This window comes from Armatimonadota bacterium, from assembly GCA_031081585.1.
Taxonomy (GTDB): domain Bacteria; phylum Sysuimicrobiota; class Sysuimicrobiia; order Sysuimicrobiales; family Humicultoraceae; genus Geohabitans; species Geohabitans tengchongensis.
This window is the reverse complement of sequence record JAVHLY010000003.1, coordinates 101,739-124,782: the sequence shown is the minus strand read 5'-3', so window position 1 is coordinate 124,782 and position 23,044 is coordinate 101,739. Positions and strand designations below refer to the sequence as shown.

Genomic DNA, 23,044 nt, shown 5'->3' with positions numbered 1-23,044 from the left:
CTCGGGCGGGGCTAGCGGCCGGCAAAGCGGAGGACGTGCCCGACCGTCCGGGCCAGGATGACCAGGTCCAGCCACAGGTTGGCGTGCTTGATGTAGTAGAGGTCGTACTGCAGCTTGATCAGCGCGTCCTCGACGGAGTCCCCGTACTCGTAGTTTACCTGCGCCCACCCGGTGACCCCGGGCCGGACGGCGTGCCGGGCGCGGTAGAAGGGGATCTGCTTTTCCAGGTGGGCGACGAACTCCGGCCGCTCCGGCCGCGGGCCGATGAAGGACATGTCGCCGCGGAGGATGTTGATGGCCTGGGGGAGCTCGTCGAGGTGGAGGCGGCGGAGCCAGCGGCCGACCCGGGTCACCCTGCGGTCGTCCGCTTCCGCCCACCGCGGCCCCTCCGGCTCCGCCTGGGGGTGCATCGTGCGAAATTTAAGCAGAGTGAATGGCCCCCCCCCGCGGCCCAGACGCGTCTGCCGGTAGAAGACCGGTCCTCGGTCGTCGAGCCAGATGGCCAGACCAACGACCGGTAGAAGCAAGGCCACGATCGCCGCCCCAAGCAGACCAATGGTGAAATCCGTCGCCCGCTTCAGCACCTGGTAGCTGAGGCTGAGCTCGCGATGAACGGGAAAGACGACATGCAGCCCGCGGCCAGCGTGCTCGACGGGCACGCGCCCCGTCAGACGCTCGTACAGGGAGGCCATCGCAATAACTTGTACCCCTTGTTCCCGGCAAGCCACCAGGGCCTGCAGCAACTCGCCGCTAATCGCCTCGTAGCGGGTGATGGCGACAATGACCTCGTTGATGCGGTACATTCGGACGGCCTCGGCCAACGCCTCCCACGTCCCCAGGACCGGCAGCCCTGCCACAGGTGATCCCTGCTTTGCAGGGTCATCGTCAATGAACCCAACGAGCTCATACTCAGAGTCGGCGCGCTCCCGGATGGCATCCACCAGCGCGCGGCCCGCCCACCCGGCGCCAACGATCACGGCTCGCTGGCGGAAAACCGGCTGTGCCACAAGGAGCGCATAAGCGGTACGGCCAACGCCGACCAACCCTACGGTCGCCAGGATAAAAGAAGCAGCAGTCAAACGTGACGTGTGCAGAGCTGGGGTGACCAATGGTACCGCTAAGTAGAGAGCGGCGACCGCGAGGGAGAGCGCCGCAGTGTGCGGAACACTTGACCGAACCTGCGAGGCTCGTCGCAAGTCATAGGCACCGAATAGGAATGCGGCTGCAGTCCACAGAGCCAGCAACAGGAGAAACCACACGGGCCGTTCGGCCACTGTCCTCCAGGAGAAGGGTAGGCCCAACCGCCAACTGAGTACCGCCAGCAGCGCCACGCAGGTTCCCGCAAGGTCGGCAACGAATAAAACAAGTTTTCTCTCCGACAGAGGCAGGGGAAATTGGCGCCTTCCGCCGGAAGAGGTCGACAACCGGCCAGTGGAGGGTGCGCCGGGGGGGACTCCAGCCTGTTCCCTGGTCAGGTTCTCATGCATTGCCCAGTCAAGACGTTCACGCTCGGGAGGCACTGATAGGCTACGGCTACCACCTTCCAACTGATTTCCTTGAGCCTGAATTCCTTGAGCCCGATCCAGATTCCTGCCTGCCCGCACACCTGGTGAGGGCCTAAGGAGATCCCTGGGCGAGAACCTCACCGTAAAGCTGCGCCACGGCTCCAGCGATGACGCGGACGTCAAAGGCCCTGACGCGGTTCAGAGCGTTACGGGAAAAAGTCTCCCGAAGTTGTTCGTCTTCCAGGATCATCTTGATGGCTCCGGCTAAAGCGTCCGATCGCCTGGGAGGAACAGTTAGGCCTGTCACACCGTGCGGGCTGGCCCACTCAACTCCGGTGCCCAATTCCGTGTTCACTACCGGCACCCCTCGGGCCATCGCCTCTAACTGGACGATGCCGAAAGCCTCCGTGCGCTCCACCGAAGGGAGGACGAAGACATCCGCGATGTCATAGTACGAGCCCAGATTCAGGTCCGACACGGCCCCAACCAAACGGACTCGCCGGGCAAACTGAGGACCGCCTGACACAACTCGATCACGGATGGCGGCCTTCAGCGGGCCGTCACCGACCAAGACGAGTGTTCCGCGAATCTCGCGCATCGCGTCGACTAGATACTCCAATCCTTTGTAGTACACAAACCGTCCGACGAACAGGACGATCCTCTCCTCCGGAGAGATGTTGAGTTTCATCCGGAGCTGCCGCGCTGCCTCGGGATTGCCTCTACGGTGACGCGTAAGGTCTATGGGCGGGGGAATCACGACGCACTTTCCCAGAACAGGGCGCAGGTGCTCCGACTGCATGTAGGGTGGCGACGACACGATGATCCGGTCAGCCCGCTCGACGATCGACCGTAGCAACGGCAGATAGACCCATTGGAGCCGCTTTTGCCGCACGACATCGCTGTGGTAGTGCACGATGGTTCGCGTACGCTGCAGCACGGGTGCTGCAGCCATCGCTGCAGCTGCGCCCAAAGGAAATGGCATGTGCAGGTGAACGAGCGAGTACTCGCGTGCTAGGCGAAAGAAGGCGGCCAGGAAAGTTGGAGAGATGGGCATCCCCATCGTCATTCCAAGACTAGCACAGCGGATGACAGGGACGCCGTTGACACGCTCATGGCCGCCAAGGCCTCGGGGGGAGCAGCAAAGCACTGTAGCCTTGACTCCCTCATAACGGCACAGCCCTTCTGTCAGATCCTGCACAACCCGCTCTACGCCTCCGATCCAGGGGTGGTACAGCTTGTTTACGTGCAGGACGGCCTGCCGGCTATCCATGGCACACCGGGTGTCCACCACGCGGTGCGTTTCCCGTGCTTCGGTGTGAGGGAATTCAGTCATCGTGGAACGGAATTCGCCCCGACCGCCGGACATGCCAGATCCGTGCCGCTCGTGCGGCGTGAGCGACGAGACCAACCGCGGGCATCGTACCTTGAACACGCTTCTCCCAATTCCACTTGCCCCAGGTCAGCAAGAGCCAGGTCAGAGGAAGACGGATGGGGAACCCTCCGAAATAGGGTGGAGTGACCGGCCAACCAGGAGCGATCCGGCGGTGAAGCATGGCCATGTAGATACCGTTGAGGTACGTCAGCCATAGGTCAAGCAGGGGTTTCCATCCACACCGCGCAGCTTCTCTCGTGATCGCTGCCCAATCGATTGATTGCATATCACTTAACCGTTTTACCTGAATTAGATCGAATAGCGTGATGACTGCAGTCTCGTGTGTGGAGTGAGCAATAACCAACAGGATCTCCGCCTCTCCCGACGGGTAATAGAGTGCATCCCGGGAAACTGCCCGCTCCCAGAGCCAGGCCTCACCTACCGTCTCCATTGCGGCTTCATGTACGCCCCCAACATACAAGTCAACTGGCAGCAGGTCCGGCGCCCGCCACTCCCACTTCTGCTGTTCCACTTGCCGCAGCCTGCCATGTTCGGCTAGGATCTCGGCGAGCCGCCTTCGATCGGTGTCCGGAACGATCACATCAACGTCCGATGGCAGACGAGGAACCGGAGAGGATAGAAAGGATTTGATAATCATCAGCCGGAGACTGTGACGCCTGCAGGTCTCGTTCAGCCACTCCACCGTCTGGGCCCACCGACCATAACGATCGGACACATCGCGAAACTCTGTCTGGCCGTCACCCCTGGCCTGGGCGATGGCATACGCCAGTCGGTTTCTCCGTGCCACACGAATGACATCCGCCTTGGGGGGTTTCAGCACGGCGAGGAGGCTCGCCCGTCGCGTTCTTACCTCAGGATCCAATAGCCCAAGCAGCGTCAGGGTAGCGGCGTCGAGCCTTGACCTTTGACTGATCAGATCGAGCAGATCGGCCAGGCCCCGAGCCAGCGCTTCGGGGCTCTTTGCCCCGTCGAAAGGGTACACTACAGCCGGCGCCTGTCCGAGCACCGCCATGTATGCCTCTGCCTGGCGCCGCAGGTACTCAAGCCCCCATTCTGGCTTGCGGTCGCGAACGATCTCCGGGCGCACGTCGACGTAGACCACGCCGTCCACGCGCGGCATCAGCCGCGCGAGCCAGGCTAGGAACCGCCGGCCGGAAGTCGCCACGCTGTGCAGATATACCAAGTAGTCGTAAGGACACCGGTCGCACAACACTATCCCTGGACGATGGCGGAGATGCCGAAACCAGACGATCCAGGCATCCAGCAAGAACAGCCCCGCTTTCACCCAGAGGACGAGCAGACCCGGCCGCGGGGGAGTATCGCGGTACGCATGGTCGTGGGCACGGCCTCGGTGCCAGGGACTCGCCCGACGGAGCACTGGGAGGATCCCCTCGGCGTCGGGATAGTGAACGACCTCGACCGGCAAGATCTCCCGGAGTCGCTGCAACACGGTGGTCTTGCCACTGCCTCCCAGGCCAGTTACGGCAACGATCATCCGCGTCGTCCCGTCGTCGGATCCGTTCCCGTACGCAACCGCCGATCGGACACCACGAGCACCAGAAAGAGTATGGAAGTGTAGAGGACCAGCCAGGGGAGGAGCAGAAAGATATACTCCAGCCGACCTGCCACGGCCAGTATGATGTAGACAAGAAAGTGCTTCGTTCGGTTGTACCCAGCGAGGTTCTTGAGATCGCGTTTCCATCCGCTTGCTGTGGGGAAGAAGCTTGCCGCTCCTGACATGTAGTGCCAGAACATGAAGGCATGTGCCCAGAACAGCAAGGGTCCTGCCGCCGATGCAAGAACGAGCCAACCTGGGGGAACGGACACCATCAGAGCCGCCAGAAGGAGGATGAGCTCCCCTAACCTGTCCAGGAAACTATCCAGATAGGCACCGCGCATCGACGAAAGTCCCTGGGCCCGGGCGAGATCGCCATCCAACTTGTCGAGAAAGTAGGCGAGGTATAGGGTTGCCGCCGTCACCGCCCGGCCCGCTATTCCAACAGGGGGAGCGGTGAGTATGATGGCGCCCGCTGCCGCAACCGTGGTGAGCAGGCTCATCATCGAGACGTGGTTCGGGCGGAGGGCTGTTCTCGCCAGCGCGCGAGCCAGCCGGCGCGAACCCCAACGGAACAGCAGCCGCTCCTCGGGAGAGCTGTAGGTCAGGGAGGACGCGCCCGGCTGAATCCCAGCAAGGGACGGATCAGGCGAGAACATCGTAGATTCAGTCATCTGGGCTGCCGGTACCAGGGCCGAAATGGGCATGTACTGGCGGGGCGGCCATCTCTGCCAATTGCATCAGGGACATGTAGCGCACGGTGAAGTTACCGTGCAGCAGCCTCAGCACCTGCCGCAGGTTCGCCCAGCTCCGATCCGTGATACCGTTTTCCATTCTTTCCCACCCGTACCGATAGACCATGTGCCCCTTGGCGAAGACAACCCCGCGCTGCGCGGCAAGCCGAAGTGCGACCTGCGGCTCTTCAACGATGCTGTAATTCTGTGGAGGGATCAACATGCCTTCGACGGTACCGACCGAGGAGATGCGGAGCCGTGAAGGGAATGGCGAAAACACAGCATATTGCAGCGTCTTGAGAGCCTGAATCGTGCCACCGGACACCCCCCAGCCCGGCGGCCGGAAAGCTTTGATGAAGGGAATTCCGGCTTCTCGAAAGATCGCTTCAGCGCTCTGGAGCCGCCAGAGCGCCTCCGTCTCATCTGCGTCGGCGAACTCCTGGCCGTGTGCGTACCTGGAGGGGTTGCAATGCGTGTACCCGTGCACGGCGACCTCCAAGCGGCCTTGCGACGACAGATCGCGGACGACCGCGCACCAGCGCGGGTGGCGATCTAGCCGATAGGGCTCCTCGGTCAGCGGCTGCACAACCGGCCTACCCAGAAACTCCTTTAGGAGGTACCAGGGTCGCGGCCCGCGCCGAGGCTGATCCTGCCAGTTAGGTACTGTGAACAGTGTGATCACCAGCCCGGGAAACTCGTCGAGCAGATGTCGCAGCCGCCGGAAGGCTCCGCGATCCGGATCACCCCCGAAGTCCGGGTTGACCTGGGGATGGAAATCGTCGAAGTTGAGATTGAAGTAGACGATCTCAGGCAATATTGGCGCTCCGAACGTGATGCTCCAGGACTTTCTGATACAGTTGAACGGTTTGCGAGGCGATCACATCCCAGGTAAACTCACGGGACAGGGCTTGGCCTCTTTCTCTGAGGAACTGAGCCAGATCGGAGTCCTGCCACAGACGCTCGATTGCCGTCGCAAGCGCCGTGACGTCTCCAGGCGGAACGAACCAAGCTGCTCCGGCGGAGATAAGGTGGTCAGGAGTCCAACGAGTTCTCGTAGTAATGACTGCGGTTCCGGCAGCCAAGGCCTCGAGCAGGGTGCTGCGGCGCAAGGTGGCCCCTTGCGGATAGGGCAGGCAGGCGATGGAGCATCGCACCAAGCGCGCGGCCACCTCTTCTGACGACAGGCAAGGATACCAGACGACCTGGTCCGCAATCGCGAGGCGGTCGGCCAGATCGCGGAGGTGGCGGTGGTAGCGCTGGTGCGGATCAAAGGCGCTGAGGATGTGCAGGCGCACGTGCCTGAGACGCGAAGCGACGCGGGCCACTGCCATGAGCAACACTTCCAGGCCCTTACCGGGGTAGAGAATCCCAAGGTAGGCGAGAGCATGCGCCTCTCGTGAAGGCTGGCCATTCCGCAAGGCTTGTTCGATCGGAAGTGTCGGCCCAATCGGGATGTGGTGAAATCGGGCCTTGGCGCGAGGGAATAGCCGTCGGGCAATGTCCAGGTCACGAGGATTGGGAAAGATAACGTGCTCCGCTCCAGCAATGAGCGCAGCCCCTCGCGCGAAGCTGAGCATACGGCCCTCGGTGAACTCGTGGAGTGTCAGCAGTACGGGTGCGCGCCGGTAAGTCATCCGAAGAAGAGGAAAGAGCAGGACGCTGCGCAGGCGATCTCGCCGCACCGGTAGCTGGACATGGACGACATCCGGACGGATTTGCTCTAACCGATCGCTCACCAAGCGCCAGTGAAGCGGACTCGCGTCAAGAGTGATCACCCGAGGATCGTCGGGGTGCAATCCCCGACCCCCTCCCTGCCCGTGCTCCCAGGTGATCACGGTAACCTCGACCCCTTGAGCCACCAGTGCCCGTGCAAGGAAGGCGGTGTGGAATCCCACGCCGCACTGTACCGGAGGGTACGTGCCGGTGACCAAACTCACGCGTAAAGGACGGCCTTCAATCATAGGTGACCATCCGGGACACCCGGCCGCTGAAGAGCAACGCTCCTAGTCGACCATAGGCTGCCGCGCGAGCCCGCAGAAGAAGCAAAAGCGGAAATACAGCCACCAATGCCATCTGCCGCCGGCGCAGCGCCAGAAACCAGGCTTCGCGGGATTCAGCATGCACGAGAATTGGACCGATGCTCTCCGCCAACAGGCCGACGCCGCCCGCAGCGACGAGAATCGGTGAGGCCAAAACGCCAAACGCTAAGAGGAGAGGAGCCATCGTCATATAGGTATTCCATATGAGGAAAACCGCCATACGCCATCCACGGGGCCAGAACCCCCAACGCTCCATGAACCGGCGACGAGTCAGGTTTCCCCGGAAGACCCTCCGCAGGAATCCGCGCAGTGTGTGCGGATCGGCATGGTAAAAGTGGAGGTCGGGGGCCCAGACAACTCGCAGACCGGCCTGCTCAATCCGCAGAGCGAAGTCGGCGTCGTTTCCGATCGTGCAAGCGGGGTCGTAATAGCCTATCCGCTCGAAGACTTCCCGCCGCACCAGGTGACACCCGTAAGTTGGCCGAACTCCTCGCCGCCGAAGCCGGTAAGTCGCTTCACGCCGAACTCGAGCATAGTCAGCAATCAAACCCCTCACTTCAGGATGCACTCGAATCTCCCCACAGGAGACCGCCATAACCTCGGTGTCCCGGAAATATGCGAGGCCGCGCTCGACATACTCGGCTGGGTAGACAGCATCGGCTTCTCCATGTACGATGATCTCTCCTCGCGCCGCTTGTGTGCCTGCCGTCCGAGCCGCGGCTTCCCCCCGACATCGGTCGTGACGGATAACCCGCACGGGATACCGCGATGCCACGTCGGGTGTGTTGTCCGAAGATCCATCATCTACCACGATTACTTCGATCTTCCTGTACGTCTGGTTCAGAAACGACTCCAACGAGCGATTGATCCACCACGCCTCGTTATGGGCAGGGATAACAACGCTGACCAACGGGTGGTCGGTCATATCGCACGCGCGACGATCCATAAAGCGCGGAGCATTAGATATCCCACGTACTTCGCCAGGGTTCGCGCGGTGAGCTGCCAGGGAGTATCCAACGAGTGAAACACCTTTAGGGTTCGAAATCCCACTCTTTCCATTTCTCCCAGGTAAACCCTTGCGGGATAGTAGTTCGTTTCGGCAACCTTGCGGCGGTAGTAGACCGCTCGAGCCATGTTCCCCAATCGATTGAGTAGCGTACCGGTCCGGACCACTAGGATTCCGCCTGCGACCAAGACCCGACGACACTCCCATAGAGCAATACGCATGTCCTCGACGGCCAGATAGTTTAGAACGCCCAAGGCAGCGACGCCGTCAAAGACTTGATCTCTGAAAGGCAGCGCCCGTGCATCGGCGACCACGCACTTTCCACTCCTCCAGGCCTTAGCACCGCCTGAAGGGATATGTGAGTAGTCAAGGTAATCGCATCCAACCACTCTCACGGAAGCAGTAGGCAGGGCCTCAATTAATCCACCCGTCCCGCATCCAATGTCCAGGACCGAACGACAGTCGTTCCGCTGGAGAATGGCCGCTGCTTTGCGATGAACCGGGGAGACAGCCGCCGACGGCCGCTGCCGGAGGTAAACATCTCGGTAACGATCCGCGGGTAACGAGCTACCGCGGCGAGCCATCAGTGAGGCCGCCCTTCTAGCGGACGCATCGCGGCCAGACTCAGCCCTGCGAACAATGCTAGCTGCAACCTCGATCCGCCTGCCACGTAGCCAAACGTTAACAGGATTGCCTGCACGATGAACGCTAGCCGGAGGCTCATCAACCACACGGAATCCGAGTGAAATGTACTCCGGCGCCATACGATCCAGCAGAGCGTTCCAAACCAGGTCAGCAGTGCCAGGAAGCCGATCAGTCCGGTTTCCGCAGCTGTCTGCAACCAGACGCTATGTGGAGCGAGGTTTGGCGTCATCCCATGACCCTCAGGAAAGATCCCAGTATATAGGAGATACCTGCCAAAGTTCTCCGCCCCCACACCGGTGAGCGGCTGGGAAACAAACATATCCCACGCTGCGCGGGCCAACTCAAGCCTTAGACTTATCCGCAGCACCTCCGTTGCTCTCGCCACCAAAACCTCGTTTAGAGCACCCCAGAGCAGGGCTAGCACGACGAGAACAACACCGAGACCGGGCCTTAACGACAGGGAGGTCACCGCCTCAGATCTTCCGCGCCACAGCAGGTACCCCAGAGAAGCGACCAAGCCTGCTGCTGCGGTTCGTGAGAGCGAAAGAAGCGTCAGGGCTAGGCAAACGAGCCCCATGAGCCTGCCCCAGCGCCTCGCTCGAAATGGAGCGGTCAGCACGACCACCAAGAGAGCGTCGGCTCCCGAGATTCGCCTAAACGCAGTTAGAATGACACTGCTCCGTGGCCACGAAGTAAATTCTCCGGAAAAGTATGGGCGAACGAAGTCGAGATAGAATGTCCCCACAATGGTAAGCAGTGTTGTGAGGATCAGGATGATCCAGATCTGCTGGAACCGCCTCATCGAGGAACAGTAGGTCAAGACAACCCACGATAGCCCGATGATTTCCACCCACTTCAGCACTCCCTTGAGAAGGACCGCGCCGGGGTCCATCGCCACCAGACCCGAAATCAGGATTGAGCCCAGGACCGCGCTGCTGGCCACCGCATAAGCTCCAATCGCCGCTTTGTTCGCTACCGTCATACGCGCACGAATCGAGGTAGACAGCAGGATCAGTGCCATTGGCAGGGCGATGAGTTCTAGGACATGAACGTTGACATTGCTAATCTCCAACATCGCCGCTCTTCAATCCAGTGTCAGCGATGGACCATGCGCCGTCCGGTCGGAAGCACCGAGAGCACGTCCGAAAATATCGATCATCTGTCGAGCATATTTCTCCCATGAGAATGTCATCTGCACAAAACGCTGTCCTGCTCTCGCAAGGCGCAGGCGTAGCATATCATCTTCAGCGACCTTGCGCAACTGTCGCGCCAACTCTCCAGGAGCCCTGGGAGGAAAGAGGAGAGCAGTCTCGTCCTCTGTCAGGACTTCAGCCACACCTGCTCCTGTAGACACGACGGCGGGAGTGCCCGCCGCCATAGCTTCTAAAGGTCCCAGTCCCCAAGTCTGGCGCTCATTCGGGAAAACGAAGACGCTCGCCAGCTGATAGAGAGCGATCAGTTCCCGCTCATCCAGTAGCCGGTCCAAGAAGTGGATGTGATCGGCGACCCCCAGCTGCTTGGCGACCTCTTGCAACATTCTTTTGTATTGAGGGGCGTACACAAAAGTCCCAGCAATGAGGTAAGAGATATCGACGCCATGGGCCCGAACCTGCGCAACAGCTCTTATAGCATCCTCAAAGCGACGATGCGGGTATGCAACACCAAGGGAAAGGCACCGGAAACGGCCATCCAGCCACCGTCGGACAGCGTCGTCAGCGAAATCGATCGCTAGGGGCGTTGCAAGTTTCTGCCACTCCACTCCACTGCGAACAATCGCTGCTGACCTGCCGTACAAGCGGGCGACAATCTGGGCGCTTTGCTGATCCAGGACGGCAATCTCCGCCACCTTACTGACGAAACGTCGGTGGTAGCGCAGGTACAATGCCGAGACAGGCGTTGGTTCCTCGTGCCTTTGGAATCGGGTCAAAGGGTCATTACACATCCAGACGATAGGAACGCGAAGGCGACGTGCAGCCAAGACGACTGCGGGCTCTACGAATAGCCCGTGAGGGTTTAAGATTCTTACATTAGCAGGAAGCAGTTGAGAGAGCCTCGATCTCCATAGGAACGCACGCGCGAGACGAGTGAGTTTGTCACGGACTCCGGCCCCGAGCAAAACCCTACTTGGGCGACTTTCGCCATTCCCTGCCTGTACCCGTTTCAAACTAACGATCTCCAGGTCCTTGCAGATCTCGGGAAAACAACTATCAGGTGCATAAAGATATGTGTAGACCGTGGCCTTCCAGCCAAGATGTTGCAGTGTCCTGGCCAGCATGAGAAGTTGCCGCGTCTCCCCGCCCCGACCGATCAGATATTCTGCCAGAATCGCGACTCTCATGCAGGCCACGTATTGGGGATCAGGATCCGTCGTATCTGCGCGAAAACCGATTCCGTCTCTGTGTAGTCAAAGATGCGCCGCCACGCAAGCACGACCACTGCAGCCGCCAGAGCAAGGGAACCCATGGCTTGAACCGCAGGAGGAATGGGCAGGAGGTACACGGAGAAGCCCGCCGTTGTCACAACGCCCAGGAGAACCACCGTCCACGGGAATCCCGTGGCGGTCAAGGCCGGGCCGATGGCGGGCAGTGTCCTGCGAGCTACGTAAGCGAAAAAGAGCGCATCTAGGAGCAGCCAGAAACTCCACGCGGTCGCGGCCCCCAAGAGGGCGAAGTGCGTCACCAGCAGCCAAGCAGAAATTACGCGTAGCGGCAATTCGACCAAATAAGCCTTAGCGATGCTCGCTGTCCGTCCCATCCCCTGTAGAAAGCTGTATGCCACCCACGTTCCAGCATTTACTGCTATGCCCACAGTTAGCACCCGCAGGGCCCAGGTGCCGGCCTCGGCCACGTCCGGACCCATCCATACCCTGAGTATCTCCGGCGCCAACAGGATGACCAGGATAGCACCCAGGCCCATGATAAAGACGAGGTACTTCGTGGCGCGAGCGAATAGCAGCGCTGTTCGTTCAGCATCGGCCGAGCTCAGCGCCGCGAATGCCGGGAACAGCGCCATCGCCGCACTCGAAGGGACGATCCACAGCCTAAGCACCATTTCGTGCGCAACTGTGTAGTATCCGACGGTAGAAACGGAATAGAAGGCACCAAGAAAAAACCTATCGACGTGGAGCAACACTGGGAAGAGAATGTTAGGAATAATCAACCATCCTCCGAAACCAAGCAGCTTTCTAACCCACTCTCCGTCTATATGAGAGAATCGCAATAGGACGGGATGACGTCGCACGACGGCCCATCCCGTAACTAAGAAGCTCCCCGCCACCACAACAAGCAGCCCACTCACCAGAGCATCCAAAGACCACCCCAACACTGCTCCGAGAGCCGGCAGTGCAAATAGCAGAGCGTTCGTCGTTGCTCGGATGAGATTGACGAGATCAAACCGCTGGTCTGCCTCGAGGACTCCTCGAAGACCGGGAATCATAACCGCAAATGGCATCAGCAGAGCGAGTTGATTGAACATTCGGTTCGCCTCATCCTTTAGCCCTGGCGGAATGACAAAGATGCGAGAGGCGAGGAGGGGGGCAATCAGGCTGAGCCCAATAGCGGCTACAAGGCCCAGCAGCAATAGAAGAGCAATACCGGCATGGACGACAGCTGGCAATGCCGTGACATCCCGACGGGCTAGCGCCTCAGCTGAGTACTTGGTGATCGCACGCCCCAAACCGAGATCGGCCAGACTGAAGTATCCCAAGAGCATCCAAGCCAGTGACAGTATCCCAAACCGTTCGGGGCCCAATCCCCGGAAAGCAACGGGCAGAGCAAGGGCACCAACGAAGAGAGGCAGGGCCTGCCCCATGAGGTTCAGAAGAGTATTTCGGGCGATCACAGATTTTGGGGTCGTGCGGGATCCATTCGGAGTGCCTCTACGGTCTCGCCGATTCCCTGTTCAAGTGGGACGATTGGCCACCATCCAAGGCGGCGTGCCAAGTCGTTGATCACGCGGGCGCTCAGGATGTTGTTCGAAACATGCTCGACCTCCACGACGTAGCCGAACTTCCGATGCATCATGGCCAGGACTTCCCGCAGAGGAACGGATTGAGCACTGCTCACATTGACAATCAAGTTGTCCCAGCTCATTCCACTTGCACGCACTAGTGCTTCCACCACGTCCCGAACATGGATAAAATCGAGCGCACTGTCAGCAGAGATGCTCAAGCGCACCGGGCGTCGATCAAGAAATCCCAACGCCAGATCGTAGATAGGATTCTTCACCATTCGAGGTCCATAGACCCAGGAAGGTCGGAGAATCGTCCAGCGAAGTCCGAACCGCCGTCCGTAAAGTTGTGTGTAGGACTCGGCCGCAAGCTTGCCTGCCGCATATGGAGATGTGGGCTCAGTGGGCGTGTCCTCATCCGCATCGTAGAGATTGGAGTACACGCGGCACGTGGAGAGCAAGACGATCTTGCCATGCCCACTCGCCCGCAGGGCCTCCAGCAGATTGACGGTTCCTAGAACCGAGATACGCGCGTCCGCTATCGGGTTTTGATAAGAGAACCACACGCCAGGACTCCCGGCTAGATGGTACACGACATCGCTGTCGACTAGCCAATGCTTCAACCGAAGCCCTGCTGTTGCTACATCGGCCTCGTAGATCGTCACATCCTTAGCCTCGCGCCAGGTATGGGGGAGTCGATCGCAGGATCGGACCACCAATTTTAGCGCACACCCCTGCTCACGGTGCAGGCGTTCCGCTAACCAGGTGCCTATGAAGCCGGTCGCGCCAACAATACTGACAATCATGCTGGCTGAAGGCGGTTCCGCGCAAAGAAATGCCGATGTTCGCTCAGATGAAAGGGAGCATCCCACACTTCCGGTTTCCCCTCCAGGAACCTCCGCCACCTCTCGAGATCGGCTTCGACCATGATCTTCATGAGACTATGAAACTTGACCCGAGGTGACCACCCCAGCACTCGATGCGCCTTCCCGGCATCTCCCACGAGCCAGTCAACGTCAAGCGGGCGTCTCAGCGCGTCATCGACACGCAGATAGGCCTCATAATCGAGCCCCAAGTGCCGAAAGCACTCCTCAACCATCTCCAGAACCGAATGACCTTCTCCCGTACAAATAACATAGTCATCGGGAGCAGGTGCCTGGAGCATCAACCACATGCTCTCGACGTACTCCGGTGCATAACCCCAATCTCGCACTGCGTGCACGTTCCCCAGAACGAGTTCTTTGTCCAACCCCAGCGCAATCTTCGCTGCTGCATTAGAGATTTTTCGACTAACAAATTCCAGACCACGAAGCGGAGACTCATGATTGAACAGGATGCCATTAACAGCGTAGAGTCCATATGCCTCGCGATATATTCGGGTCACTTGGTACCCGTACAACTTAGCCGCGCCGTAGGGTGAGGCCGGGGTTTTTTCTGAATCCTCTCGTAGCGGAAGATGATCCGGCCGAACACGTCCAAAGATCTCCGATGTTGACGCCTGGTAGAATCGGATACCGCGGGGATTGAGCGTGCGAATAGCCTCCAGGCACGTTACCACTCCCAGCCCATCCACCTGTCCTGTTGCAATGGGAATCTCGAAGGACGTTCCGATAAAGCTCATGGCTGCTAAGTTATAAATCTCGTCAGGAGCAATTCTCTCGATTAACGCGAGAAGGGAGGGGAAATCAGTCACATCCCCGGGCGCCAGATTTACGCGCTCTGCCAAGCCTAGAGCGTGCAATCGCCAGAAGTTCGGGCTGGCGCTGCGGCGGTACATTCCGAAGACCTCATACCCTTTGTCAAGGAGGAGCTGTGCGAGATAGGCTCCGTCCTGACCTGTGATCCCGGTAATCAGCGCACGGCGCCCCATGAGCTGGTCACCGATGTCGTAAGAAGGAAGTGATGCAGGAGACGATGTAGGCACGATCCTCCTCCGTGACGCCATGGTGGTTCCCGAACAGAAGGGCATTTCGGCCGATTTCGGCGGCGTTTGACAGGGCCCCAACCCTCCGATGTCCATACAGCCGCATCACCGGTTGCGCGGCCATATTCCCCGCCATGATTGGCCGTGTCTCGATGCCGTTCGCCTCTAGCGCTCTGGCGAGTTCTCTCCGACCAAAGCCCGCTCCGGGCAGGATCCGCAGCGGATAGCTGAACCAGACATGCCGGCCGCCCGCATGTTCGTCGGCGATGGCCAAGCGATCCTGGTACGGACTCAAATGGTCGCGCCAGTAGGCCGCATTAGCCCGGCGTATCTCGATGTAAGCTTCCAACTTCTCCATTTGATGGATACCAAAAGCACCCTGAATTTCCGTTGGCCGGAAATTATAGCCCGCCGTAACGAACAGAAAGCGAGGATCAAAATCCGGGCATCTCGCTGCCCAGGCCTCTCGCGCTATCATCTCACGCACCCAGCCATGAGCACGCAGGGACCGCGCTAGATCAGCAAAATCGTCGTTGTTGGTCACCACGAGACCGCCTTCAATGGTGCTGATATGATGTGAGAAGAAGAAGCTAAAAGTCGCCACGTCGCCGAAAGTTCCGACCTTGCGTCCGTGGACCATGGCCCCTGGTGCTTCGCAAGCGTCCTCGATGACAAAGAGACCATGTTCCTGAGCCACGGCGAGGACGGCATCCATGTCGACAGGTCGGCCCAGGAGGTGCACCACGATCACTGCACGAGTCCGAGGTGTGATCGCCTTCTCGATCTCTTCAATGGAGATGTTGAATGTCTCAAGATCGACATCTACAAAAACCGGAATTGCCCCTACCTGGAGTACGGGAAAGACAGTGGTCGACCATGGCACGGCAGGCACGATGACTTCGTCACCCGCTCGAAGATGATTGGCCAGCTCGGGATGACTAAGAAGACTCAGGGCGATTAAGTTTGCACTGGACCCAGAGTTGACCATGACTGCATGCCGAACTCCGAGATATGCCGCAAACAGCCGCTCAAACTGCTTCACTTTCTCGCCCATCGTGACCTGCCCAGAGAGGAGCGTGTCAATAGCTTCACAGATCTCCTGCCATCCATACGTGGGAACACTGAGCGGTATTCGCCATTGGCTGGTCCTCTCCAAGGGCCGGAGAGCCAGGTACTCCCTCACCCATCGCTGAATCTCGAGGGAAATCGGCTGCACGGCCTGCCCGGCCGCTGCCACCTCCTTCATCACTCTGTCCCTTTCGCTAGGGTGCTTGGAACAGGAGTACTCTGCGTAGTCCGGTGATAAGCAATGATACGCTCAAGCATCTCGGGGAGGTCCATACTCGGTTCATAGCCTATAGTTCGTTGGATCTTCGTTAGGTCAGGCAGACGCCGAGGCATGTCTTCGAAGCCCTCTTCGTACGCTTCATCGTAAGGAACGAATACAATTTCGGAGCGACTACCAGCAAGCTCTTTTATCAACCGCGCCAGCTCCAAGATGCTTATCTCCTTCGTGTGACCGACATTGAAAACCTGCCCCACAGCATCCGGGGAGCGGATCAACGCCACCATGGCATTCGCTACATCTCCCACCCATGCGAACGATCGACGTTGCGTGCCGTCACCATAAACCGTTATCGGTTGCCCAGCCAAGGCTTGGCGGACGAAACGGGGGACGACCATTCCGTACTGTCCCGTCTGCCGCGGACCGATTGTGTTGAAAAGGCGGACGACGATCACGGGCAGTGCCTTTGTCTTGAAATAGGCCTGGGCGAGGAACTCGTCAATAATCTTTGATGCGGCATAGCACCAGCGAGATCTTGAGGTCGGCCCCAGTACCAGATCATCTTCCTCGCCGAATCGGGGTCGATCGAGTTTTCCATATACCTCGGACGTCGACGACAACAACACGCGCTTTTGCTTTCGCGCACACAACCCTAAGACAAGCTCGGTAGCCTTGATGTTTGTCTCGATAGTCCGTACTGGCTCCTCCACGATGAGTCGCACACCCACTGCAGCAGCCAGATGAAAGACCGCATCGGCTTTATCGACGAGCTCCATCATCAAGGAACGGTTCATCACGGTGTCTAGTACGTAGGAGAATCCTGGATGTTCCCGCAAGTGAGCAATATTCGCAATGCTGCCTGTCGAAAGATCGTCAATGATTTCCACCGTCCAAGAATCGGCAAGCAGCGTTTCAGCCAAGTGGGAACCGATAAATCCGGCCCCTCCTGTGATCAGCGCGTGGGGCATGGGTTCCACACCTTCTCAGAGGCTCCAGTAGAGAATGTCATTGTCCGCGAAAACGTCACGAAAAACTCCCTTCACATCGACGAACACAGGCCGGCCATCTCCCCGAAAGAGCTTCAGGTACTCTGATGCCGTGCGCTCGCAAAAGTAGCGGTGTGGAACCGCCAGAATCAATGCGTCATACCGAATTCCGTGCTCGAAGGGATCGGCTACGGCGTGAAGTCCCAACTGATCCAACTGATCCTTCCGGACCAGCGGATCGAAAACGGAGACAACGACTCCATTGCTGGTCAACTCTTGTACGAGCTCCACAACCTGTGTATTCCGCGTGTCGCGCACGTTCTCCTTGAACGCAACCCCGAGGACCAGTGCTTGCGCACCTAACACGGGCTTGCCTGAGCGGATGATCAGTCTAACCGTCTCGCGAGCAACGTATGTCCCCATTGCATCGTTAATTCTTCGGCCGGCCAGGATGACTTCGGGATGATGATTCACCTCTTGCGCCTTATAGGTCAAGTAGTAGGGGTCAACCGGAATGCAGTCCCCTCCCACCAGGCCGGGCTCAAAAGGTAGAAAATTCCACTTAGTTCGCGCCAAGCGAAGCACATCGTGTGTGTTTAAACCCAACCGATGAAATAATGTTGCCAGTTCGTTGATCAAAGCGATGTTCAGGTCACGCTGCACGTTTTCAATAACTTTTGCCGCCTCCGCAGTGCGGATATCGGGTGCACGAGCGATACCAGCCTTAACAATAGTTCCATAAATGGAGGCTATTAGTTCAAGCGTTTCTGGATCTTGGGCAGCTACGATTTTGACGACGTTCTCGATGGTGTGCTCCGGGTCGCCCGGGTTGATACGCTCGGGAGAGTATCCAACTTTGAAGCCTCGACCCGCGACCAACCCTGATTCCGCCTCAAGGATGGGGACGCAGACCTCTTCCGTGCAACCCGGGTACACCGTTGACTCATAAACAATAACGGGGACGAGATCCCGCCGCCTACCCGGGTCATTGAGGCTCCGTCCTATCATTCGACTAGCGCCGATGAGCGCAGAGAGATCTGGTCGTTTGCTCCGATCGATGGGAGTAGATACCGCGATGACAAAGAAGGACACGTCTCGCAACCGATCAAGATTGTCGGTCACCTCTAGAAGCGGAGCACGAACACTCTCAGGACTCTGTTCGCCGTTGCGATCGATCCCCTCCCGCAGCTCGCGTATTCGACTGGAGTCGCTGCCAAACCCAACCGTGCGGAAAGCCCTGCCAAAAGCACAGGCCAGTGCTAGCCCTACGTAACCGAGACCAACAATACCGATACACTCCCCTTCCCTTGCGATAGAAGAGACTCCGGGCTCTGCCCACCGTCCCACGCGATCTACTGAGACGCCGTAGCCCGCAAGCATGCTGACTCAACCAGAGAGAACAGTCCTGATTACGCCACAGTGCTGCCTGTCGTCAAGTTGCACCCTAGCATAGAAACCTGGGCTCAAAGGATAGAAACTCGGACTCAAACCCGGCCACAGGTCGCGGACGCCGTCCTCCCCTCCAGTTCCCATCGAAGTATCGAGCGTACTAAAACCCTCTCGAGGCATTCGCCAAAAATTCGATTCTTCCGGTGGTCACGGTCGGAATCATTCTACCGACTGGCAATCAGCCGCAGGTGCTCTTATCAAGGGATGTAAAAGATTTGAGATGTCACCCTCCGCTTCCCCCGATCTTGGATGTCTAGCAAGCAGTTGCGCGGTCTGGTCTACAAAGAGACACAACTCCTCATAGCTCAGGCCTCCTCGATTGGCCAATCATACTACTAGCCTTCCCTACTGCCGCATTAACCACCTGCTGTCCAACAAAAGCGTCCCATACGAAGGCAAGCATCACCCCGAGCATCAGGCCAAGGACGCCAGCGATGGTCACGTTGAGCGCCTTGCGGGGGCTGACCGGCTGGAGGGGGCGCGAGGGGTTCTGCACGACCACGGGGCGTTCAATGGCCAGCAGTTCGGCTGTGAGCGCTCTCTGCGACTCCGAAAGGCCGCGGTAGAGAGCCTCGGCCACCCCGAGGCTGTTCAATGTAAACAACGTTCGAACGAACCCGCGGTCCTCCTCCGCCATTCCGGCTCCCCGCTGAAGTCCGGCCAGGACCTCGCGGGAGAGGGCGAGGATTCTCCGGACCTCCGCGAGCTGCGCGTCCACCGTGCGAAGCCGCCTCTCGAGGTCGCGACGGCGTTCGACCACCCGCTCGGACGCGCGGGCGACGAGCGCCCGCACCACCGTATCCGCCAGCCGTCGGGCCCGCTCCGGTGCATCGGCACGGGCTCGAATCCGGACCATGCGGGTGTCCCGAACGGGCTCGGCCCTGACCAGGCGGCGCCTCTCCAGTTCCCGGACGGAGAGTCCCAGGCCGCTCTGAGCGGCAACGGTTTCCAGGAAGTCGAGGCTGGTGATCACATTGGCGGCGGAGGCGGGGGAGGCATAGGCGGCCGCGCTGTGCTCACTGAGCTGGACAATCGCCACCGATTCGTACACGTGCGGCAGCAGGAGGTTCGCGGCCACGGCGGCCGCCACGGCGAGGACCGTGACGGCGCCCACAATGGCGCGACGCCTCCACAGGGCGGCGACCAGTTGTCGGAGGTCTAGTTCATCGTCCACGAGCCTCTACCACTCCGGATGCGGCAGAGCAGCCACGCGTGCCAGGGTCTCCTCGAGGAGGCGCTTCACGCGTCCCAGGGCCGGGGCATTCCGCGCCTCCGCCCGGAGCACGAGCGCCGGCTGCGTGTTGCTGGCCCGCACCAACCCCCAGCCGTCAGGGAAGAGGATTCGGGCACCGTCGACGTCCACCACCGGGTACCCCTGGGCCTGGAACTCCTTCGTCACCCGGCGCACCACGTCGAACTTCAACGCGTCGGACACCTCCAGGTAGACTTCGGGGGTCGCCGGGTAGCGGGGGAGGGTGGACAGGATGGTGGAGAGCGCCTCCTGGCTTCCAGACAGGATCCGCAGCAGGCGCCCGGCGGCGTAGACCGCGTCGTCGTACCCGAAGTATTCGTCCGCGAAGAACATATGCCCGGACATCTCCCCGGCGAAGACGGCGCCGCGTTGCCGCATCGTGGCCTTGATGAGGGAGTGCCCCGTCGGGTGGAAGAGCGGCCGTCCCCCCAGCCGCTCCACCTCGTCCACGAGCGCCTGGGAACACTTCACCTCGATGAGGGCCAGGGCGCCGGGGTGGCGGGGCAGGATCTCCCGCCAGAAGAGGATCATGAGGATGTCACCCCAGACGATCTGTCCCTGGTCGTCCACCACCCCGATCCGGTCGCCGTCCCCGTCGAAGCCGATGCCCAGGTCGCACCGCTCCCGGCGCACCAGCTCGATGAGGTCCTGCACGTTCTCGGGCTTGACCGGGTTCGGCTGGTGGTGGGGGAAGGTCGGGTCGGAGTCGCAGTGCTGCCGGAGGACCTCCACCCCCCAGGACTCGATGACGTCGGGAGCCACCAGGCTGGCCGTCCCGTTCCCGCAGTCCACCGCCACCTTCAGCCGGCGGCGGCCCAGGCGGATCTTCTCCGCGAGCATGGCCTTGTACGCGGGGAGGACGTCGCGCTCCTCCACCCGGCCGCGGCCGCTGACGAAGTCCCCGCCTTCCACCAAGCGGCGCACCGCCTGGATCTCCTCGCCGTAGAGGGTGGCGTGTCCGTGGGCCAGCTTGACCCCGTTGTACTCCGGCGGGTTGTGGCTCGCGGTGATCATCATCCCGCCGTCGATCCCGTAGTGGATCCGGGCGAAGTAGAAGGCCGGCGTGATGACGGTGCCGATGTCCACCACGGCGAACCCGCCGTCGCGCAGCCCCTCGACGGCCGCCCCGGCGAGTGCGGGAGAGTGGAGGCGGTTGTCGCGCCCCACGAGGGCCCGGCGCTCGCCACCGCGGGCGACCAGGAAGGTGGCAAAGGCCCGGGCGATCGTGTACATCCCCTCCGGGGTGAGGTCCTCGCCCACCACGCCGCGGATGTCGTACTCCCGAAAGATGTGCCCGGGAATCGTCGTGACGAGTCTCATGGCCTCCCCGTCGGGAAGGGGTGGCGCTCCACACGCCACCGGCTACGGCTCCGCCGGGCGCTGGAACGCCACTGCCGGCGACGGCACCAGGCTCACCTCGACCCACACCTCCCGCCGCACCTGCCGGTACCGGAGGGAGGCGGCCACACAATCGCACCGGTACGCCAGCGTGTAGTCCAGGTCCTCCAGGGCCCGGGTCGTCAGGTTGACGACCGCGGCCACTGCCAGGGAGATATTCGGGCCGAGGGGGCTGCTGACCTCCCCGGAAAGTTTCGTCTCCGGGCCGATGAAGTTGTGCGAGAGGACCAGGGAGGCCCGGATCGGGGGGAGGTGGTGGACCAGACTCAGGGTGGCGGTGCTGGCCGGCAGGATCCGGTCATACAAGAAAGGGGTGGCGCCGCTCACGGCGGTCAGGTCGTAGCGGAGGGAGGCGCTCGTCCGCGGGCCCAGCGAGGCCCCGGCGCCCGCAACGAGGCCCAGGACCGTGCGCTGGCCGGCGGTGCCGTAGGCGGTGTAGCGCGCGGAGAAGCCCGTCTGGACCGCCAGGTCCGGGCCCAGCCGCACGGGCGGGGAGCTGAGCGTGACCAGGGCGTCCACTCTGGGGGCGGAGACGCCGGAGTCCTCCTCGGCGGCCCAGCCCGCGGAGAGGTGCGCCGACCAGGAGAACCCCGGGGGTTGGGCCCGGGCGGGCACGGCGAGGGAGGCTTCCGCCAGCGTGACCCGGCGGGCGACACCGTCGACGTCCACGATTTGGGTGCGGCCGGTCCGTAGTGTGGCTGCCCAGGCAGGACGCTCGTACCGGAGCGTATTGAGGAGGAAGAAGCCGGCCCGCGTCGTGTACCTGGCGTTCAGCTCGCCCGCCACCTGGTCGAGCCGATAGGCGTAGGGGTAGGCGACCCAGAACCCGTCCGCGGTGTTGTAGCCGGCGCTGGGGAGATTCCGGCCTTGCTCCCCCGGTCTCAGCGACTGCCGGTAGGTCCCCAGCGTCACGAGCCGGGTGGATCCCAGCCACAGCGAGGCCTCGCGGGCGACGAGCTCCTCCCCCGGGCGGACCTCCACCCGTCGGGCCGTGACGCGGACGAGCGGCCTGCGCGGGTCGCAGAGCGTCGCCGTGGCGTCCTGCACCTGAATGCGCGCGGGCGAGGCGTCGACGCGGGCGCCCCGGAGGTAGACCTGGTTGACGATGGTCTCCGCGTCCAGGACCACGGCACGTTCCCGGCGCACGTCGAGCATGAGCCGCTCCCCGCGGAGCTCGCGGCCGGTCTCGTCGATGAGCCGCACGCCGCCCTCGGCCGTCAGCAGCTGCGCCCGGAGGTCGTAGGTGATCCGCCCGGCCAGCAGGCGAAATCGGGGGTGGGTAACGCGGACGCGGCCCGCAGCCGTGACCGTCTCCGTGGCGGCGTCGTAGGCGATCTCGTCGGCCTCGATGACGGCGGGGCCGGAAAGCACCGGGACCGGCTGGGCGACGGGGCCGGGCGAGACCCGGGCCCGCTGAGCCGTGAGCGTGACGGGCGCCGAAGACGCCGCAACGGCCGCCCCGGAGGACGACGACAGGGGCATGGCCCGGGCTGGCGGGGCCGGGAGTCCCAGGAAGGTGAAGGCGCCCGCGAGCAGCGCGGCGACCGGGAGGCGGGTCACGACGCCCGGGCGCCCTTTCAGATCAGCAGGTCCTGGGCCTGGAAGGCGAGATCCGGCAGCGCCTCGACCGTCAGGAGGTCCCCGCCTGCGGTGCGCTGCACGGACCGGTACCCGTCGGGGGCGGGCGTGCGGTAGACGTCAACCCCCCGCCGCTGCAGATCCACCACCCAGACCTCGCCGATGCCGTAGCGGGCGTAGACCCCCTCTAGGAGTTCCACCCGGTCGTCCTCGTCCAGGATGCCGGCCTCCGCCATCCGGTAGTACTCGTCCACGGTGAAGCGCCGCCTCACCAGGCGTACCGCCATGGGGACCTCCTCACGGGTGCCTATCGGCCGCTGGGCGCGTTTTCGCCCCGTCCTTTCACT

General features: G+C 61.2%; 19 protein-coding genes. All 19 read right to left on the bottom strand.

The genetic code is table 11. The features are described 5' to 3' along the window. Window positions 1–11 precede the first annotated feature (11 nt). The 19 genes from RB146_02310 to RB146_02220 all read right to left on the bottom strand — a co-directional run bounded on the left by RB146_02310 (window position 12) and on the right by RB146_02220 (window position 22,984). Complete coding sequence (locus RB146_02310) at window positions 12–1,487, bottom strand: sugar transferase (GenBank protein ID MDQ7827813.1); 1,476 nt, start codon at window positions 1,485–1,487, stop codon at window positions 12–14. A 130-nt stretch (window positions 1,488–1,617) separates the two neighbouring features. Continuing rightward, a complete protein-coding gene (locus RB146_02305; GenBank protein ID MDQ7827812.1) occupies window positions 1,618–2,775 on the bottom strand; it encodes a glycosyltransferase in 1,158 nt (385 codons plus the stop codon). Window positions 2,776–2,830: 55 nt separating this feature from the next. Further along, window positions 2,831–4,009 (bottom strand): nucleotidyltransferase family protein, encoded by a 1,179-nt coding sequence (locus RB146_02300; protein ID MDQ7827811.1) that lies wholly within the window; start codon window positions 4,007–4,009, stop codon window positions 2,831–2,833. Between the two features lie 380 nt (window positions 4,010–4,389). Further along, window positions 4,390–5,127, bottom strand: a complete 738-nt coding sequence (locus tag RB146_02295; GenBank protein MDQ7827810.1) for a CDP-alcohol phosphatidyltransferase family protein — start codon at window positions 5,125–5,127, stop codon at window positions 4,390–4,392. Next, window positions 5,120–6,001: a DUF2334 domain-containing protein gene (locus tag RB146_02290; protein ID MDQ7827809.1), complete on the bottom strand. Its 882-nt coding sequence runs from the start codon at window positions 5,999–6,001 to the stop codon at window positions 5,120–5,122. Before RB146_02290 ends, RB146_02295 begins: the two co-directional genes overlap by 8 nt. Further along, window positions 5,994–7,148 carry a glycosyltransferase family 4 protein gene (locus RB146_02285; protein MDQ7827808.1) on the bottom strand — a complete coding sequence of 385 codons (1,155 nt, stop codon included), beginning with the start codon at window positions 7,146–7,148 and terminating at the stop codon, window positions 5,994–5,996. Before RB146_02285 ends, RB146_02290 begins: the two co-directional genes overlap by 8 nt. Next, window positions 7,141–8,151, bottom strand: a complete 1,011-nt coding sequence (locus RB146_02280) for a glycosyltransferase (GenBank protein MDQ7827807.1) — start codon at window positions 8,149–8,151, stop codon at window positions 7,141–7,143. Before RB146_02280 ends, RB146_02285 begins: the two co-directional genes overlap by 8 nt. Before the next feature lie 664 nt (window positions 8,152–8,815). Beyond that, complete coding sequence (locus RB146_02275) at window positions 8,816–9,952, bottom strand: O-antigen ligase family protein (GenBank protein MDQ7827806.1); 1,137 nt, start codon at window positions 9,950–9,952, stop codon at window positions 8,816–8,818. A 9-nt stretch (window positions 9,953–9,961) separates the two neighbouring features. Then, window positions 9,962–11,215 carry a glycosyltransferase family 4 protein gene (locus RB146_02270; GenBank protein MDQ7827805.1) on the bottom strand — a complete coding sequence of 418 codons (1,254 nt, stop codon included), beginning with the start codon at window positions 11,213–11,215 and terminating at the stop codon, window positions 9,962–9,964. Beyond that, on the bottom strand, window positions 11,212–12,717 hold the full coding sequence (locus RB146_02265; GenBank protein MDQ7827804.1) for a flippase: 1,506 nt from the start codon (window positions 12,715–12,717) through the stop codon (window positions 11,212–11,214). The genes RB146_02270 and RB146_02265 overlap by 4 nt, the downstream gene beginning before the upstream one ends. Continuing rightward, window positions 12,714–13,631: an NAD(P)-dependent oxidoreductase gene (locus RB146_02260; protein ID MDQ7827803.1), complete on the bottom strand. Its 918-nt coding sequence runs from the start codon at window positions 13,629–13,631 to the stop codon at window positions 12,714–12,716. The genes RB146_02265 and RB146_02260 overlap by 4 nt, the downstream gene beginning before the upstream one ends. Beyond that, a complete protein-coding gene (locus tag RB146_02255) occupies window positions 13,628–14,749 on the bottom strand; it encodes a GDP-mannose 4,6-dehydratase (GenBank protein ID MDQ7827802.1) in 1,122 nt (373 codons plus the stop codon). Before RB146_02255 ends, RB146_02260 begins: the two co-directional genes overlap by 4 nt. Continuing rightward, entirely contained in the window at window positions 14,703–15,803 is a 1,101-nt protein-coding gene (locus tag RB146_02250) for a DegT/DnrJ/EryC1/StrS family aminotransferase (protein MDQ7827801.1), read from the bottom strand. Before RB146_02250 ends, RB146_02255 begins: the two co-directional genes overlap by 47 nt. Before the next feature lie 191 nt (window positions 15,804–15,994). Beyond that, entirely contained in the window at window positions 15,995–17,002 is a 1,008-nt protein-coding gene (locus tag RB146_02245) for a GDP-mannose 4,6-dehydratase (protein ID MDQ7827800.1), read from the bottom strand. Between the two features lie 15 nt (window positions 17,003–17,017). Further along, window positions 17,018–18,400 (bottom strand): nucleotide sugar dehydrogenase, encoded by a 1,383-nt coding sequence (locus RB146_02240; protein MDQ7827799.1) that lies wholly within the window; start codon window positions 18,398–18,400, stop codon window positions 17,018–17,020. A 367-nt stretch (window positions 18,401–18,767) separates the two neighbouring features. After that, window positions 18,768–19,643: a Wzz/FepE/Etk N-terminal domain-containing protein gene (locus RB146_02235; protein ID MDQ7827798.1), complete on the bottom strand. Its 876-nt coding sequence runs from the start codon at window positions 19,641–19,643 to the stop codon at window positions 18,768–18,770. A 6-nt stretch (window positions 19,644–19,649) separates the two neighbouring features. Next, window positions 19,650–21,041 carry a phosphomannomutase/phosphoglucomutase gene (locus tag RB146_02230; GenBank protein MDQ7827797.1) on the bottom strand — a complete coding sequence of 464 codons (1,392 nt, stop codon included), beginning with the start codon at window positions 21,039–21,041 and terminating at the stop codon, window positions 19,650–19,652. A 42-nt stretch (window positions 21,042–21,083) separates the two neighbouring features. Then, window positions 21,084–22,679 carry a hypothetical protein gene (locus RB146_02225; GenBank protein MDQ7827796.1) on the bottom strand — a complete coding sequence of 532 codons (1,596 nt, stop codon included), beginning with the start codon at window positions 22,677–22,679 and terminating at the stop codon, window positions 21,084–21,086. 17 nt (window positions 22,680–22,696) lie between these two features. Further along, complete coding sequence (locus RB146_02220; protein ID MDQ7827795.1) at window positions 22,697–22,984, bottom strand: Uma2 family endonuclease; 288 nt, start codon at window positions 22,982–22,984, stop codon at window positions 22,697–22,699. Window positions 22,985–23,044 lie beyond the last annotated feature (60 nt).

Excerpts from the sequence above, each read along its gene's own strand:
- RB146_02270 (MDQ7827805.1), bottom strand. The coding sequence starts at position 11,215 with ATGAGAGTCGCGATTCTGGCAGAATATCTGATCGGTCGGGGCGGGGAG.
- RB146_02280 (MDQ7827807.1), bottom strand. The coding sequence starts at position 8,151 with ATGACCGACCACCCGTTGGTCAGCGTTGTTATCCCTGCCCATAACGAG.
- RB146_02310 (MDQ7827813.1), bottom strand. The coding sequence starts at position 1,487 with ATGCATGAGAACCTGACCAGGGAACAGGCTGGAGTCCCCCCCGGCGCA.
- RB146_02230 (MDQ7827797.1), bottom strand. The coding sequence starts at position 21,041 with ATGAGACTCGTCACGACGATTCCCGGGCACATCTTTCGGGAGTACGAC.
- RB146_02220 (MDQ7827795.1), bottom strand. The coding sequence starts at position 22,984 with ATGGCGGTACGCCTGGTGAGGCGGCGCTTCACCGTGGACGAGTACTAC.
- RB146_02250 (MDQ7827801.1), bottom strand. The coding sequence starts at position 15,803 with ATGGGCGAGAAAGTGAAGCAGTTTGAGCGGCTGTTTGCGGCATATCTC.
- RB146_02275 (MDQ7827806.1), bottom strand. The coding sequence starts at position 9,952 with ATGTTGGAGATTAGCAATGTCAACGTTCATGTCCTAGAACTCATCGCC.
- RB146_02260 (MDQ7827803.1), bottom strand. The coding sequence starts at position 13,631 with ATGATTGTCAGTATTGTTGGCGCGACCGGCTTCATAGGCACCTGGTTA.
- RB146_02285 (MDQ7827808.1), bottom strand. The coding sequence starts at position 7,148 with ATGATTGAAGGCCGTCCTTTACGCGTGAGTTTGGTCACCGGCACGTAC.
- RB146_02240 (MDQ7827799.1), bottom strand. The coding sequence starts at position 18,400 with ATGCTTGCGGGCTACGGCGTCTCAGTAGATCGCGTGGGACGGTGGGCA.
- RB146_02305 (MDQ7827812.1), bottom strand. The coding sequence starts at position 2,775 with ATGGATAGCCGGCAGGCCGTCCTGCACGTAAACAAGCTGTACCACCCC.
- RB146_02245 (MDQ7827800.1), bottom strand. The coding sequence starts at position 17,002 with ATGCCCCACGCGCTGATCACAGGAGGGGCCGGATTTATCGGTTCCCAC.
- RB146_02295 (MDQ7827810.1), bottom strand. The coding sequence starts at position 5,127 with ATGACTGAATCTACGATGTTCTCGCCTGATCCGTCCCTTGCTGGGATT.